This window comes from Enterobacter asburiae, assembly GCF_001521715.1.
Taxonomy (GTDB): Bacteria; Pseudomonadota; Gammaproteobacteria; order Enterobacterales; family Enterobacteriaceae; genus Enterobacter; species Enterobacter asburiae.
Map to the genome: position 1 here is coordinate 207,744 of NZ_CP011863.1, position 15,051 is coordinate 222,794.

The 15,051-nt window shown below is 54.1% G+C and carries 12 protein-coding genes, 1 tRNA gene and 3 pseudogenes; 12 read left to right on the top strand and 4 right to left on the bottom strand.

Translation table 11 applies throughout. From position 1 onward, the window contains the following. Window positions 1-283 precede the first annotated feature (283 nt). The 6 genes and pseudogenes from fimA to sfmF all read left to right on the top strand — a co-directional run bounded on the left by fimA (window position 284) and on the right by sfmF (window position 6,303). Window positions 284-847 (top strand): type 1 fimbrial major subunit FimA, encoded by a 564-nt coding sequence (fimA, locus tag ACJ69_RS01005; RefSeq protein ID WP_023310641.1) that lies wholly within the window; start codon window positions 284-286, stop codon window positions 845-847. Window positions 848-915: 68 nt separating this feature from the next. Beyond that, a complete protein-coding gene (gene fimI / locus ACJ69_RS01010; protein WP_023310642.1) occupies window positions 916-1,461 on the top strand; it encodes a type 1 fimbrial protein subunit FimI in 546 nt (181 codons plus the stop codon). Window positions 1,462-1,495: 34 nt separating this feature from the next. Then, window positions 1,496-2,188, top strand: a complete 693-nt coding sequence (gene fimC, locus ACJ69_RS01015; RefSeq protein ID WP_023310643.1) for a type 1 fimbria chaperone FimC — start codon at window positions 1,496-1,498, stop codon at window positions 2,186-2,188. A gap of 14 nt (window positions 2,189-2,202) precedes the next feature. Then, a complete protein-coding gene (locus ACJ69_RS01020; RefSeq protein WP_059346283.1) occupies window positions 2,203-4,764 on the top strand; it encodes a fimbrial biogenesis usher protein in 2,562 nt (853 codons plus the stop codon). After that, window positions 4,757-5,764, top strand: a complete 1,008-nt coding sequence (gene fimH, locus ACJ69_RS01025; RefSeq protein ID WP_029741057.1) for a type 1 fimbria D-mannose specific adhesin FimH — start codon at window positions 4,757-4,759, stop codon at window positions 5,762-5,764. Before ACJ69_RS01020 ends, fimH begins: the two co-directional genes overlap by 8 nt. Before the next feature lie 9 nt (window positions 5,765-5,773). Further along, window positions 5,774-6,303: pseudogene (gene sfmF / locus ACJ69_RS01030) on the top strand (fimbria assembly protein). Between the two features lie 51 nt (window positions 6,304-6,354). Here the strand turns inward: sfmF and fimZ are convergent. Then, window positions 6,355-6,906, bottom strand: a pseudogene (gene fimZ, locus ACJ69_RS01035) (fimbria biosynthesis transcriptional regulator FimZ); the annotation flags it as partial. 46 nt (window positions 6,907-6,952) lie between these two features. Between fimZ and ACJ69_RS01040 the strand changes: the two are divergent. Continuing rightward, window positions 6,953-7,650, top strand: a protein-coding gene (locus ACJ69_RS01040) for an IS1-like element IS1A family transposase (protein WP_103215986.1) whose coding sequence is annotated in 2 segments (ribosomal slippage) — window positions 6,953-7,202 and window positions 7,202-7,650 — 699 coding nt in all. Because the reading frame shifts where the segments join, the coding sequence is not laid out codon by codon here. Between the two features lie 11 nt (window positions 7,651-7,661). Here ACJ69_RS01040 and ACJ69_RS25100 read toward each other — a convergent pair. The 3 genes and pseudogenes from ACJ69_RS25100 to ACJ69_RS01050 all read right to left on the bottom strand — a co-directional run. Beyond that, window positions 7,662-7,764, bottom strand: a pseudogene (locus ACJ69_RS25100) (fimbria biosynthesis transcriptional regulator FimZ); the annotation flags it as partial. A gap of 800 nt (window positions 7,765-8,564) precedes the next feature. Further along, window positions 8,565-9,293: a helix-turn-helix transcriptional regulator gene (locus tag ACJ69_RS01045; RefSeq protein WP_059346284.1), complete on the bottom strand. Its 729-nt coding sequence runs from the start codon at window positions 9,291-9,293 to the stop codon at window positions 8,565-8,567. A gap of 24 nt (window positions 9,294-9,317) precedes the next feature. Continuing rightward, on the bottom strand, window positions 9,318-10,016 hold the full coding sequence (locus ACJ69_RS01050; RefSeq protein WP_029741059.1) for an EAL domain-containing protein: 699 nt from the start codon (window positions 10,014-10,016) through the stop codon (window positions 9,318-9,320). Window positions 10,017-10,294: 278 nt separating this feature from the next. Here ACJ69_RS01050 and ACJ69_RS01055 point away from each other — a divergent pair. From ACJ69_RS01055 to ACJ69_RS01075, 5 genes are all read left to right on the top strand, one after another. After that, window positions 10,295-10,371: transfer RNA gene (locus tag ACJ69_RS01055), tRNA-Arg, on the top strand. A gap of 195 nt (window positions 10,372-10,566) precedes the next feature. Further along, a protein-coding gene (locus ACJ69_RS01060; RefSeq protein WP_223274117.1) for an IS1 family transposase occupies window positions 10,567-11,264 on the top strand; the annotation gives its coding sequence in 2 pieces (ribosomal slippage) (window positions 10,567-10,816 and window positions 10,816-11,264; 699 coding nt in all). Window positions 11,265-11,311: 47 nt separating this feature from the next. Beyond that, entirely contained in the window at window positions 11,312-12,079 is a 768-nt protein-coding gene (locus tag ACJ69_RS01065) for a CPBP family intramembrane glutamic endopeptidase (protein ID WP_232248414.1), read from the top strand. A gap of 356 nt (window positions 12,080-12,435) precedes the next feature. Beyond that, a complete protein-coding gene (locus tag ACJ69_RS01070; protein WP_029741061.1) occupies window positions 12,436-13,452 on the top strand; it encodes an iron ABC transporter substrate-binding protein in 1,017 nt (338 codons plus the stop codon). Between the two features lie 24 nt (window positions 13,453-13,476). After that, window positions 13,477-15,051 carry an ABC transporter permease gene (locus tag ACJ69_RS01075; protein ID WP_059346285.1) on the top strand — a complete coding sequence of 525 codons (1,575 nt, stop codon included), beginning with the start codon at window positions 13,477-13,479 and terminating at the stop codon, window positions 15,049-15,051.

Sequence of the window (15,051 nt, forward strand, 5' to 3'; positions counted from 1 at the left end):
TGAAAGGGGGGATGGCGTGTATTTTGTCAGAAGCGAGCGTCGCTGTCAGTCACCCTTTACGCGTTTTTATCAGTGAGACGCAAAAACCCTTCTTAGGGGATGGTCAATTTCTTAGGCGGTATTAGGATGTGACCTGGCGAAATGGCAGCGTTTTGACATATTTAAAAAACGCGTCCTGAGCTACTTTGTCTCCTCCGAAATAAGCTTTCAATTACTCAATTGAACGTATTTCTTATTCCCGATTATTCGCGGGAAGGGTTATTTACATTTTAAAGGAATAGACATGAAACTCAGCAACATTGCTTCTACTGTTATTGCTACTTTGGCCCTGGTTGCAGGTGCCGCAAATGCAGCAGATCCTGCTGCGCCGGTTTCCGTTAATGGCGGTACCGTACATTTTAAAGGTGAGCTGGTTAATGCGGCTTGTTCAGTAAATACTGATTCTTCCGAGCAGACCGTTAATCTGGGCCAGTATCGTACCGCGAAATTTACCAAAGTGGGCGATACCACCTCTAATATTCCATTCAATATCGAACTGAATGATTGCGATCCGCTGGTTGCCAAAACTGCTGCTGTTGCGTTCACCGGTCAGATCGACCCAACCGACAAAACCCTGCTGGCCGTGACCTCCGGTAACAACGACAACACCGCGAAAGGCGTGGGTATTGAGATCCTCGACAGCAAATCCAGCGTTCTGACCCCAGACGGTGCGACCTTCTCTGCTGCGCAGACGCTGATCGAAGGGACCAACACCCTGAAGTTCACCGCACGTTACAAATCAACGGCTGCCACCACTGAGCCAGGCCAGGCGAACGCTGACGCCACCTTCGTAATGAAATACGAGTAATTCCTCCGCACAGGGATGTTCAGGCCTCACGGACGAGGCCCGTCATACGCAAATGCCAGGAACGAAGGATGACAAGGACTGGAACACTACTGCTGTTAACGCTTGCGATGGCTTGTCCGGCATCGGCGCATACCGTGGTGATCGAAGGTGGCAAGGTTCATCTCCGGGGTGAACTGGTGAACGGCGGCTGCGCCGTGGCGCCCGACAGCCAGAATATGCGCATCGACATGGGGCAGTACCGAACCAACTCATTTTCCGGTGTGGGCAGTTTTTCCACGGTTAACGTGCCTTTTACCGTGCGGCTGCTGGACTGCAGCGTTGATGTTTCGCGCACTGTGGGGATCCAGTTTCAGGGCGTGACGCCCGCAGAAGATCCGCAGGTCTTTCTGGCGACATCGCGGCCGGGTGAAACACCTGTCAGCAGCGGCGTGGGGCTGGCGCTCTTTGACGAACAGCAGCGTCAGATTATCCCAAACGCCACGGCCGTCAGCTGGCTGCCGATCGATACCCGCGAGCTCGCGTTCCATTTTAGCGCCCGCTATCGGGCTATTTCCGAACACCTCGAGCCAGGCAAAATTCAGTCGGATGTCTGGTTTACGTTGATTTATCCATAACACCTGCGAACTCATTATTAAAGGTACGGTTGTGATGAATACCCTAATTAAACCAGGACTTTTTTTATCGTTTATTTTGATGATGGTTTCTGCCTGCGCAAATGCTTCCGGCGGTATTGCGCTGGGGGCCACGCGCGTTATTTATCCCGCAGAGGCAAAGCAAACGTCGCTGGCGATCACCAACAGCAACAAACAGGAACGCTATTTAATTAACGCGTGGATCGAAAATGCGAGCGGGCAAAAAGAAAAAACCTTTGCTGTCACTCCGCCCTTGTTTGTCAGCGAGCCGAACAGTGAAAACACGCTGCGTATTATTTACGCCGGGCCGGCGCTGCCAGCCGATCGCGAATCGCTTTTTTACATGAACGTGAAGGCGATCCCATCGGTGAACAAAGCGAAAACGGAAAACAATAACGTGCTGCAGCTGGCGATCCTCTCACGCATCAAGCTGTTTGTGCGCCCGAACAACCTGGCGATGCAGCCGGAAGAGGCGCTTTCCCAGCTGCGGTTTGAGCGCGCGGGCAGCCATCTCAAAGTCAGCAACGCTTCCCCGTATTACATCACCCTCGTCAATCTGAAGATGGGCGGGCAGACGCTGGAAAACCTGATGGTTGCGCCGAAAAGCTCGGCACAGCAGGTGCTGCCAGCCGGTGCCAGCGGCACGCTTTCCTGGCAGAGCGTGAATGACTACGGTGCTATCACCCCGGCGCGTAGCGTTAACCTGTGAGCAGAGTCAGGGCGATGAAAAACCACCAGGGACGTTACTGCCCGGTTGCACTGGCGCTGATGGCTGCGCTCTGGCCGCAGGCTGGCTGGAGCGAAAGTTATTTCAACCCGGCCTTTTTGTCCGACGACGCCGCCAGCGTGGCGGATTTGTCGCGTTTTGAACAAGGACACCAGCAGGCACCCGGCGTTTATCGCGTGGATATCTGGCGTAACGATGAGTTTATCGGTACCCAGGACGTGCGTTTCGAGCAGGCCGAGAACACGCCGCCGGTAGCGGGCGGTTTATCGGCCTGCATTACGCGCGCGATGCTTGATCGCTTTGGCGTCAACGTCGCGGCGTTTCCCGAGCTGGCTAAGGTACAGGGCGACACCTGCGTTCCGTTGACCACGGCCATACCCGGCAGCGAAACGGCTTTCAACTTTGCCTCACAGCGTCTGGACGTCAGCCTGCCTCAGGTGGCGTTGCAAAACAGCGCCCGGGGCTACATTCCGCCCGAACAGTGGGATGAAGGCATTCCCGCCGCGCTGGTGAACTACAGCTTCACCGGTAACCGGGGAAGCGAAGACGACAGCTATTACCTCAACCTGCAAAGCGGGTTGAACTATGGCGCCTGGCGTTTACGTAACAACGGCGCATGGCGGTACACGCAGAATAACGGGCAGCGGCACAGCGAGTGGCAGAATATTGGCACCTGGGCGCAGCGCACCGTCATCCCGCTTAAAAGCGAACTGGTGCTGGGCGACAGCAATACCGGGAATGACGTCTTCGACAGCATGGGTTTTCGCGGCGGACGGCTTTTCTCGTCTGACAGCATGTACCCGGACAGCCTGCAGGGCTACGCGCCGACCGTGCGCGGGATCGCCCGTACGCCCGCCAAAGTGGTGGTTCGCCAGAACGGCTACGTTATCTATCAAAGCTACGTCCAGCCGGGCGCATTTGCCATTACCGATCTTAACCCGACCTCCTCAAGCGGTGACCTGGAAGTCACGGTCGAAGAGAAAGACGGCACCCAGCAGCGCTATACCGTGCCGTACTCCACCGTCCCGCTCCTGCAGCGCGAAGGTCGCTGGAAGTACGACCTCGTCGCGGGGGATTACCGCAGCGGGAACAGCGATCAGGACACACCGTTCTTCACCCAGGGCACCCTGGTTACCGGTCTTGCCAACGGTTACACGCTCTACGGCGGTACGCAGCTGGCGTCACGCTATACCGCGGTGGCCGTCGGGGCCGGGAAAAACCTGGGCGACTGGGGCGCGGTCTCGCTTGATATCACCCATGCCCGCAGCCAGCTTGCGGACGACAGCAAGCATGAAGGGCAGTCTCTGCGCTTCCTCTACGCGAAATCTCTTAACGGCTTCGGCACTAACTTCCAGCTGCTGGGCTATCGCTACTCCACAAAAGGGTTTTACACCCTCGACGATGTGGCCTGGCGCTCAATGGAAGGCTATCAGTATGCCGATAGCCAGAACGATAACGATGTGCCGGACGTGCAGAGCTATCACAACCTGACGTGGAATAAAAAAGGCCGCTTCCAGCTCAACGTTTCTCAGTCGCTGGGTGACTACGGCTCGGTCTATATCTCCGGCAGCGAGCAGACCTACTGGGGAACAGACGAGACGAACCTCTGGTACCAGCTGGGCTACGCGGGTGGCGTGAAGGGGATCAACTACTCCGTCTCGTGGTCGTGGAACAAATCCGTTGGGATAGACGGCACCGATCGGATCGCGTCGTTTAACGTCTCCGTGCCGTTCAGCCTCTTTACCCGTCAGGGCTATCGCCGGGACAGCGCGATTGACCGCGCCTACGCTACGGCATCCGCCAGTCGAAACAGCGATGGCGACACAAGCTGGCAAACCGGCGTCAGCGGAACGCTGTTGGAGGACCGCAACCTGAACTACAGCGTGACCCAGGGACACGCCAGCACCAACGGCTCAAGCGGAAGCGCCAGCGCCAACTGGCAGGCGACCTACGGCACGCTGGGCGTGGGCTACAACTATTCCCGCGATCAGCACGATCTCAACTGGCAGCTCTCCGGCGGGGTGGTCGGCCACGCCGACGGCGTGACCTTCAGCCAGCCGCTGGGCGACACCAACGTGCTGATCAAAGCGCCGGGGGCATCGGGCGTCAGTATTGAAAACCAGACCGGCGTGAAAACCGACTGGCGAGGCTACGCGGTCATGCCGTATGCCACCGTCTATCGCTACAACCGCGTGGCGCTGGATACCAACACCATGAGCAACAACACCGATATCGAAAACAACGTGAGCAGCGTGGTGCCGACCAAAGGCGCGCTGGTACGCGCCAGCTTTGATACCCGCATTGGCGTGCGCGCCCTGCTGACGGTGATGCGCGGCAACCAGCCGGTGCCGTTCGGCGCGGTGGTGCGTGAGACCAAAAGCGGCGTCACCAGCATGGTGGGGGATGACGGACAAATATACCTGAGTGGGCTGCCGCTGGAAGGCGAACTGCTGATCCAGTGGGGCGACGGGGCGCAGTCCCAGTGTCGCGCACCTTACAGCTTGTCTGAACAGAGCCTGCAACAGGCAATCACACTTAAGGGGATCGGCTGTGATTAAAACTCAACTCTTTGCCTTGTCGCTGCTGGCGCTACTGCCCGCGACAAACGCATTAGCGACCGTGTGCGTCAATGAAAAAGGCGTGCCGACGGAAGTGCATTACGACCTGACGGATAAATTCAACAGCTCGAATAACCAGATTGGGCAGGTCGTGACGCTCAGCGAGAAATCGCAGTGGGTAGGGGTGAATGCCGTCTGCCCGAAGGGCACGACCGGGAATACCACCAAGCGCAGCTATGTGACCGATTATCCGGTAACGGGGACCAGCGATGGCTACCAGTATCTGAAGCTTAATGACTATCTGGACGGGGCGATGAAAATTACGGACAGCTTTGCTGGCGTATTTTATCCGCCAAAAAGCTATATCCAGATGGGGAGCCATCCTAACGTCTCCAAAAACAAACCGTTTGGCGTTCAGGACTCCAGCCTGGTCTTCCGTCTTAAGGTGACCCGGCGTTTTATCAACATGGTGGTGATCCCGCGTGCCACCATGTTCCGCGTTTACGTCACCACTACCTCTTCCGATCCGCTCACCACGCCGGTCTATACCATTAGCTACAGCGGAACCATTCAGGTGCCGCAAAGCTGCGCCATCAATGCCGGTAACGTGGTGGAGTTTGATTTCGGCGACATCGGCGCCTCCTTGTTCAGCAAGGCGGGCGTGGGTAACAAGCCGGAGGGGGTCTCATCGCAAAGCAAAACCATCGCCATCAAATGCACCAACGTGGAGGCGAACGCCATGCTGACGATGCGCGTCGAGGCGGAAAAAGTCTCTGATAACGTGCTGGTATCGGATAACCCGGATGTGGGGTTCATCATCGCCAACGAGAGCGGGGCGCCGCTGACGCCCAACAACCTGACGAGCAAAATTCCGTTCCGTCTCGACGACAGCGCGCAGGCGCAGGTGGGGATCCGGGTCTGGCCGGTGAGCGTGACGGGCAATAAGCCGGCGGAAGGGCGCTTCACCTCGCGCGGGTATTTGCGCGTGGATTACGACTAAGGAGCCGATATGCGAAACGGGATCCGTTTTCTCACCGTAGCGCTCTTTGCGCTTTGCACCCAGGCTCAGGCGGACACCGCGTTGGGCGAGATTAACATTCGGCTCTACGGCAATATCGTCGATTTTACCTGCGTTGCCGAGGGCAGCGACAGCGACAAGGCCGTCCCGCTGGGCACCTGGCCCACGAAACAGCTCAGCACCACCGGAAGCCGCACGCAGCCTATGCCGTTTACGCTGAAGCTGACCGGCTGACCGGCTGCCCGCCGGGCGCGGCGTCCATTACGTTTTCGGGTAAAGCTGATGGGAGCAATAGCGGCTTGCTGGCGCTGAATGACGCCAGTACTGCAAGCCATGTCGCCGTTGAGATCAGGGATGCGGATAAAACGCGCCTGGCGCTTCAGCAGGCCAGCCAGCCGGTCTCGGTTGACGCACAGGGAAATGCGACGCTGTCGTTTTATGCCAATTATATTGCCACTGCCGATAACCCTCAGCCCGGACGGGCTGATGCGGATGCCACATTCATGATTAATTATAATTAGCACTGACCGCACTCCCTGCAGCTCAGATAAGCTGCAGGGAGTGAATTCAGGTTATAGCAGCTCGTGAGCTTTGGCGTAATCAATTAATTCCACGATGCTTTGCACACCCAGCTTGGAATAAATATTGGATTTATGCGCGCTAATGGTCTTGTTGCTTAATAGTAGCTGTTCAGCTATTTCCTTGTTGGATAATCCATTCGCCAGATACCGTAATACCGTGACCTCGCGATTCGATAATGGCATATCTACTGCCATCCCTTTCCCGGAACCCAAATGGTTTATAAAGTTCAACGTCTCCGACGGGAAAAAGGAATAGCCCATCAGAATCATTTCTACGGCGTTGTAGATCTCACCCAAATCTTTTCGTTTACTGACGAAGCCATTTGCCCCGGCGCGAATGGCGCGACCTGCGTAAAACAACTCTGATTTAGACGAGAGGAACAGAACCTTAATGTTTTTGTTTAAGTTCCTGATTCTCTTTAGTAAAGAGAAGGCATCCGTGCCCGTGAGTTCAATGTCAAGGATCACCAGATCGATAGGGTGATTGCGGATACAGTCAAGGACTTCATGGCTATCGCCAGACTTGAGCTTGACGGTGATGCTGCCAACTTACTGATTTAGTGTATGATGGTGTTTTTGAGGTGCTCCAGTGGCTTCTGTTTCTATCAGCTGTCCCTCCTGTTCAGCTACTGACGGGGTGGTGCGTAACGGTAAAAGTACTGCCGGACATCAGCGCTATCTCTGCTCTCACTGCCGTAAAACATGGCAGTTACAGTTCACATACACCGCCTCTCAACCCGGTACGCACCAGAAAATCATTGATATGGCCATGAATGGCGTTGGATGCCGGGCAACCGCCCGCATTATGGGCGTTGGCCTCAACACGATTTTACGTCACTTAAAAAACTCAGGCCGCAGTCGGTAACCTCGCGCATACAGCCGGGCAGTGACGTCATCGTCTGCGCGGAAATGGACGAACAGTGGGGCTACGTCGGGGCTAAATCGCGCCAGCGCTGGCTGTTTTACGCGTATGACAGGCTCCGGAAGACGGTTGTTGCGCACGTATTCGGTGAACGCACTATGGCGACGCTGGGGCGTCTTATGAGCCTGCTGTCACCCTTTGACGTGGTGATATGGATGACGGATGGCTGGCCGCTGTATGAATCCCGCCTGAAGGGAAAGCTGCACGTAATCAGCAAGCGATATACGCAGCGAATTGAGCGGCATAACCTGAATCTGAGGCAGCACCTGGCACGGCTGGGACGGAAGTCGCTGTCGTTCTCAAAATCGGTGGAGCTGCATGATAAAGTCATCGGGCATTATCTGAACATAAAACACTATCAATAATTTGGAGTCATTACCGAGCTTGACTGCGATATTCTTATTTTTCTGTAGCAGGACCTCTATCGACATTCTGACGATAGGATGTTCGTCCATAATGATAACGGATGCCGGTTTCATTTTTAATGCCTCAGATTGTTAAAAGCGTTATACAGAGTTTGGTAAAACTCTCGAAATGCCGGAAGGATATAATGTGCAGATCCCTGTACCGTAGTATTTCCCTGGGAAGAGCGAAAGCATCCTTGTTTACGTAATGAAAAGAACTATGCCTCAGCGCGGTCATCTCATTAGGCTGGTGTTGGCAAAAAGGTTTTTCTTATTCAGATTTGATACGCATCTTATTATACAGGGTAAGTTTTTTCCGAAAACCCTGTAAATTAATATGAGGGTATTGGTTTGTATTATCTTCTGGATATGAATCGCTATTTTTTTAAAAATAGCGGAAATATCCTGTTATCCCATTTACTGCATATTTTCATCTTTATGTAATAACAAAAAATAACAGATATCGCTGTATGTTGATTAATTGTTAACAAAAATACGCCTGTTTTTAAGTTGTGAACCCGCAAAGATGAGGTTAAAAATTGCCCTCGCAGGCCGTCAGACCTTCATCCGAAAGTGCTTACGTTGACCAGGACAACGGCGTCTGATGCACAGGAGAACATGCTACCCGCTTCGCTTTTTACTCCTGGCTGTTGTCGCTAAGCTGCTTGTTTTTACATCATTATCATCTTGTTAACGCCTTCTGCATTCACTTAACGGATGGAGGAAAGTGCTGCCGTTCCGTTAATCTGTGGCATTTCACAAGGTTCACGCCCATAAATTAGGAATAGTTATAATTTCGAGTTTATTGTTAAAAATTAACATTTTTGCAACGCGAGTGGTAAGTAATTTCCTAAACCGGTTTAGGAAATAAGGGGTTAGGAGGTGAGTGAAAACGTGCAGTCTGAGAGGTTATTAAGAAGATGGAGCAATTCCTGGCGATGGCTTAGCCCCAGCTTTAGGAGAATGCAGCTGAGACGATAGATAATGCGGCTATAGGGGCGATTCTGCATAAGGGCAATCTGACGCAATGTCTTGCCCCGGGAAAGCTCCTGCAGGATGGGCCATTCGTTGCGCGAGAACCAGTCTTTCTCGGTACCCAGCGGAGGTAGGGTATCCAACAGGCTGTGCTGGAGCGCAGTGGCGTTCAGCTGACGTTCGAGCACATGAAAGGGACCCGCCGCTTTGCAGAAGAGGCGGGTGTCGTAATTATCGGCCCGGACCAACAGCCAGGGCGTCAGGAACGGAGGAAACAGGCTATGTCGTCTCAACTGATCCAGTTTCTCCAGAAGCCCCGTGGATCGGCTTTCAATATCCACGACCAGACGGGCTGAAGGCCACTGGGTCTGAGCGATAAGGGCGTCGTCCAGCGTGGCGTAGTCGCAGCAGCTGCTCAGGGGAAACTGCCCGTTGAGAAAACCGGTGCGCAGGTAGTGATCCTCCGTCACCAGAAGGATAAACGGGGCGTCGGTTTTGCGGGGCTGGCTGATAGACTGGCTCAAAAATTCGAGCCGGTCGAAAAAGGGGGGAGCAAAAGGTGAGCGCGTAAATCCCAGTGCATCACTTCCTGTACGCCGCCGCCGGTAACGGCGCACTGTCATTCGCATGGTCTCCCTCCTGGAAATGGCTTTTTAATCCTCCGGCCATGTCCAGGACGGCCAGTAATATCCCTGGCCGAGGTCTGCGCCTGCCTGCAGTGCCCAGGTACGATCGCGTTCAGTCTCAATACCTTCAATAAGCACTTTCCCGGCAAGCTGAAAGCAAAGGGAAACCAGTTGCCTCAGCGCAGGGGTGTCGCGTAAACGCCAGAATGCTTCCTTATCTATTTTGATGCCGCTTAACGGGAGTCGGCAGGATAAAAACGACTGCACTGTGACGTCATCCACGTCATCAAGCCAGATTGCGTGTCCCTGTCTGCTAAGTTGCCGCAAATTTTGAACGACATGCTGCTTCTCGACGAGGGTCAGCGCTAAAAAGGACGCGAGATCGACAATCTCAATATTGAGCGACACGTCTGGCAACCGGATAAGTCGCTGAAAAGAGGCTGTCTCTGTCAGGACGGTTATCGGCAGATTAATAAAAAGATTATGACCGTGCGGCGCATTTTTTAACGCGGCAAGCTGCGCTTCAAGCAGCGCTATCGACCAGTCTGCGGACCGTTCGCAAAAAAAGTCCTCGCTGTGCCGCGTGTCGGACAGAACGCTTAGTACCTCCACGCCAACCTGGCGCAAGGAGGAAAGGGCGACGATGGGCTCAAGCTTAATGCCGACGATGTCCTGAGAAATGTACTGTAACCGGGGGGGCGTATCGATCAGGTTTTGCGCTGTCACTCCATTGTCCTGTTGTCTGCCAGCCTCCAGGCGGCCGGGATACCTGACTCTAGTGTGACGAGCTGACGTTCAGGAAAACAGCAGGCGTTACTTAAATGCAACTAAGCCTTTTCGCAGCGCCAAATTTTACGGTGAAACAGGGCGAAATGTTGAGAAAATAGCCGTATTTACAATCGGCTAGCGGTAATTGCCGTGGAAAACGGAAAAGGCATTGACTCACCTGCCATTGACCGTATAATTCTTCGCGTTTCACCACCGCGAAGTACACGCATATCAGTGCGCCCTTAGCTCAGTTGGATAGAGCAACGGCCTTCTAAGCCGTAGGTCGTAGGTTCGAATCCTACAGGGCGTACCATTTCATTTCATAGAGTACGCCTCCTTCACATCCTCTAATTTCCGTTGTGGGACATATTTGGGACATCGCCCCTAACATTTACCGGTCAAGAAGGACATTTATGTGGTATCTACTCGCAACTTCGCTTGCCGCACTTTCCCGGTAATGGTGCCAACTTACTGATTTAGTGTATGATGGTGTTTTTGAGGTGCTCCAGTGGCTTCTGTTTCTATCAGCTGTCCCTCCTGTTCAGCTACTGAAGGCGTGGTGCGTAACGGTAAAAGTACTGCCGGACATCAGCGCTATCTCTGCTCTCACTGCCGTAAAACATGGCAGCTACAGTTCACTTACACCGCTTCTCAACCCGGTACGCATCAGAAAATCATTGATATGGCCATGAATGGCGTCGGATGTCGCGCCAGTGCACGCATTATGGGCGTTGGCCTCAACACGATTTTACGACACTTAAAAAACTCAGGCCGCAGTCGGTAAACTCACGCATACAACCGGGCAGTGACGTCATTGTTTGCGCGGAAATGGACGAACAGTGGGGTTACGTCGGCGCTAAATCACGCCAGCGCTGGTTGTTTTACGCGTATGACAGGATACGGAGGACGGTTGTGGCGCACGTATTCGGTGAACGCACGTTGGCCACGCTGGAGCGTCTTCTGGGCCTGCTGTCGGCCTTTGAGGTCGTGGTATGGATGACGGATGGCTGGCCGCTGTATGAATCACGCCTGAAGGGAGAACTGCACGTTATCAGCAAGCGATATACGCAGCGCATTGAGCGGCATAACCTGAATCTGAGGCAGCATCTGGCAAGGCTGGGCAGGAAGTCACTGTCGTTCTCAAAATCGGTGGAGCTGCATGACAAAGTCATCGGGCATTATCTGAACATAAAACACTATCAGTAAGTTGGAGTCATTACCCACTTTCCCTTAATAAAAGCCTCGCTTATCTAATGCTGGGATTAACGGCATTTCTCGGCTGGAAACAGGGCATTCTTGACGCCCCGGCGCTGCTGGTTATTGCATCAATCGTTGTTGGCTGGTCTGCTGTTGAATGGCTACGTAATAAAAATAATAAATATACATATCTGGTCGAAGGCCTGTGTGTGGTCATCGCCGTTGCCCTGGTTTTGCATGTGATCCCGGGCTTCCATAACCCCAAAGTGCTGGATGCTGTCGTCGTTGGTCCGCAAAGCATACCGTTCAGTATGTACTTTAATATGGACAAGGCAGTGGTGCCTTTCTTTTTAATTACGTGCATGCCAACGTTATTCGTAGCAAAGCCCCTCTATCAAGCTGGCAAGGTCGGTTGGGGAATATTGGTTCTTGCGATACCCGCGCTGTTACTTCTGGCTGTTGCGTTGGGCGGACTTAGAATTGAGCCGCATGCGCCAGAATGGTTCGCTCAATTTGCCCTTGCGAATATTTTCTTCGTCTCTTTGGCCGAGGAAGCCTTGTTCAGAGGCTACCTACAGCAACGCTTGTCCCGGGTTATTCATCCTGTTGTCGCGCTATTGATTGCCTCAGTCATCTTTGGGCTGATGCATTATAGCGGCGGTTTACTACTGATCATTTTTGCCAGCCTCTCCGGCATTATTTACGGCCTGGCGTGGATGTGGAGCGGTAAGCTCTGGGTTGCAACGTTATTCCATTTTGGCCTGAACTGCGTGCATTTATTGCTCTTCACCTATCCGATGTATGCCCCCCACGCTGCGATGTGATGCGTTTTTAAATAGTCGCCTAATAATTTGGCTACCTCTGAATAAACATAAAAAGCCCCGAAATATCGGGGCTTTTTTATATATGCCGGGCGCGTAAATAACAAATTTCACTTCGCGGGAGAATGAATAGAAGGCTAATGAATTTCATTGCTGTCAGACTTAAGGTTTTCTTAATCTAAATATTATCTCAGATTAAAATCTGGTTTTTTATTTTTACAAACTCCGCAATAAAGAAATTTTACACTTTTACTCCTAAACTGGATTGATACTAATTATCATTAGCGTTGTTGTATGCTTTAATCCTGTCCCACAAAGCTATGAGTCGTTAATCCCGTTGGTCTATTAAGGATATGTTCATGAATTCTCGCCTGCTGTCCTGCTTCTCGCTTGCCTTGTTGTCTTCATCACTTTTCCTTTCTACACAATCGGTTGCGGCCGATAACAACGAAGGCATCGTTGTTTATAACGCGCAGCACGAAAACCTGGTGAAGTCGTGGGTTGACGGTTTTACTAAAGAAACCGGCATTAAGGTCACTCTGCGTAATGGTGATGACAGCGAGCTGGGTAACCAGCTGGTTCAGGAAGGCAGCGCGTCACCGGCAGACGTGTTCCTGACGGAGAACTCGCCGTCAATGGTGCTGGTGGATAACGCCAACCTGTTTGCGCCGCTGGATGCAGACACCCTGAAGCAGGTACCGGCAGAATATCGTCCGGCGCACGGTCGCTGGATCGGCATCGCGGCCCGCAGCACGGTATTTGTGTATAACCCGGAAAAACTGAACGAACAGCAGCTGCCTAAATCGCTGATGGATCTGGCTAAGCCCGAGTGGAAAGGCCGCTGGGCGGCATCACCGTCAGGTGCGGATTTCCAGGCCATCGTGAGCGCGATGCTGGCGCTGAAAGGCGAGAAGGCCACGCTGGAATGGCTCAAGGCGATGAAAGCCAATTTCGTTGCCTATAAAGGCAACAGCACCGTGATGAAAGCGGTCAATGCCGGTCAGATTGATGGCGGCGTGATTTATCACTACTACCGTTTTGTCGATCAGTCCAAAACCGGTGAAAACAGCAAAAACACCCAGCTCTACTACTTCAAACATCAGGATCCGGGCGCGTTTGTGAGCCTCTCTGGCGGCGGCGTGCTGGCATCCAGCAAGCACAAAGCGCAGGCGCAGGCCTTCATCAAATACATTACCGGTAAAGAAGGCCAGGAAAGCCTGCGTACCAACAACGCCTTTGAATATGCAGTGGGCGTGAACGCAGCCTCAAACCCGAAACTGGTCCCGCTGAAAGATCTTGATGCACCGAAAGTTGAACCTTCAACGCTTAACAGTAAAAAAGTTATCGAGCTGATGACGCAAGCCGGCCTGCTGTGATCCTGAGAGTAAAGTGAACGTCTTATGTCTGGTCTGAGTCTCGACATCGGAAAAAACAGAGTGCAGGAGCCTGCCCGCAGGCGTCCTGCACTGCCGATGGTTGCGTTAGCTGTGTTGTTTTCATTAATGGCGCTTCTGCCTTTGGGTTTTATCATTGCCATTGGCATTGAGACCGGCTGGGAAACCATTAAGGCGCTGGTGTTTCGCCCGCGTGTTGCTGAGCTGCTCAGCAACACGCTGTGGCTGACGGCTTTAGCGGTTCCGCTGTGTATCGTGACGGGAGTGGCAATCGCCTGGCTCACGGAGCGCACGCAGCTTGCCGGGCGAGGGATCTGGTCCGCACTGGCGGTCGCCCCGCTGGCGATCCCCGCGTTTGTGCAAAGCTATGCCTGGGTGAGCGTTGTCCCGTCCATGCACGGGCTCTCCGCGGGCGTGTTCCTCTCGGTTCTTGCCTACTATCCGTTTATCTATATGCCGGTTGCGGCGGTGCTGCGTCGCCTTGACCCGACGCTTGAAGATGTCGCCGCTTCGCTGGGTACACCGCCGTGGTGGGTCTTTTTCCGCGTGGTGCTGCCCCAGCTCAAGCTGGCTATCTGCGGCGGCGCGCTGCTGGTGGCGCTGCACCTGCTGGCGGAATATGGCCTGTACGTGATGATCCGCTTTGATACCTTCACCACGGCAATTTATGACCAGTTCCAGTCTACCTTCAGCGGCCCGGCGGCGAACATGCTGGCGGGCGTGCTGGCCTTGTGCTGTCTGGCCATATTAATACTGGAAGGCGTGACGCGCGGAAAAGCACGCTACGCGCGCATTGGCGCCGGGGCCGCGCGCGAGCAGAAACGCTGGCCGCTGAAGCCTGCGGCTGCCGCGCTGGGCCAGCTGTTTTTCATCGTGCTGATCGTGCTGGCGCTGGGCGTGCCGCTAATTGTCATGTGTCGCTGGATTTGGCTCGGCGGCGTGCAAAACTGGATGAGCGCCGATCTCTGGCATTCGCTGCGCCAGACGCTGATGCTCGGCGTGGGCGGTGCGCTTCTGACGACCGCGTGCGTGATCCCCATCGCGTGGCTGGGAATTCGCTATCCGCACCGCATCTTCCGGATGCTGGAAGGGTGCATCTATATCACCAGTTCGCTGCCGGGCATCGTCACGGCGCTGGCGCTGGTCACCGTCACCATTCATTACGCCCGTCCCATTTACCAGACGGAAATTACCCTGTTCCTGGCCTACCTGCTGATGTTTATGCCCCGCGCGCTCATCAACCTGCGGGCGGGGATTGCGCAGGCGCCGGTTGAGCTGGAAAACGTGGCGCGCAGCCTGGGCAGCACGCCCGCGAAGGCGCTCTGGAGCGTCACGATGCGGCTGGCCGCGCCGGGTGCGGCGGCAGGGGCCGCGCTGGTTTTCCTCGGCGTCAGCAACGAGTTAACCGCCACGCTGTTGCTCTCTCCGCTGGGCACGCGCACGCTGTCCACCGGATTCTGGGCGCTGACCAGTGAAATTGACTATGTTGCCGCCGCGCCTTACGCGATGCTGATGATCCTGATTTCACTCCCGCTGACCGCCATTCTCTATATGCAGTCGAAAAAAATTGCAGGGCTATGA

Excerpts from the sequence above, each read along its gene's own strand:
- fimA (WP_023310641.1), top strand. The coding sequence starts at position 284 with ATGAAACTCAGCAACATTGCTTCTACTGTTATTGCTACTTTGGCCCTG.
- fimI (WP_023310642.1), top strand. The coding sequence starts at position 916 with ATGACAAGGACTGGAACACTACTGCTGTTAACGCTTGCGATGGCTTGT.
- fimC (WP_023310643.1), top strand. The coding sequence starts at position 1,496 with ATGAATACCCTAATTAAACCAGGACTTTTTTTATCGTTTATTTTGATG.
- ACJ69_RS01020 (WP_059346283.1), top strand. The coding sequence starts at position 2,203 with ATGAAAAACCACCAGGGACGTTACTGCCCGGTTGCACTGGCGCTGATG.
- ACJ69_RS01045 (WP_059346284.1), bottom strand. The coding sequence starts at position 9,293 with ATGCGAATGACAGTGCGCCGTTACCGGCGGCGGCGTACAGGAAGTGAT.
- ACJ69_RS01065 (WP_232248414.1), top strand. The coding sequence starts at position 11,312 with ATGCTGGGATTAACGGCATTTCTCGGCTGGAAACAGGGCATTCTTGAC.
- ACJ69_RS01070 (WP_029741061.1), top strand. The coding sequence starts at position 12,436 with ATGAATTCTCGCCTGCTGTCCTGCTTCTCGCTTGCCTTGTTGTCTTCA.
- ACJ69_RS01075 (WP_059346285.1), top strand. The coding sequence starts at position 13,477 with ATGTCTGGTCTGAGTCTCGACATCGGAAAAAACAGAGTGCAGGAGCCT.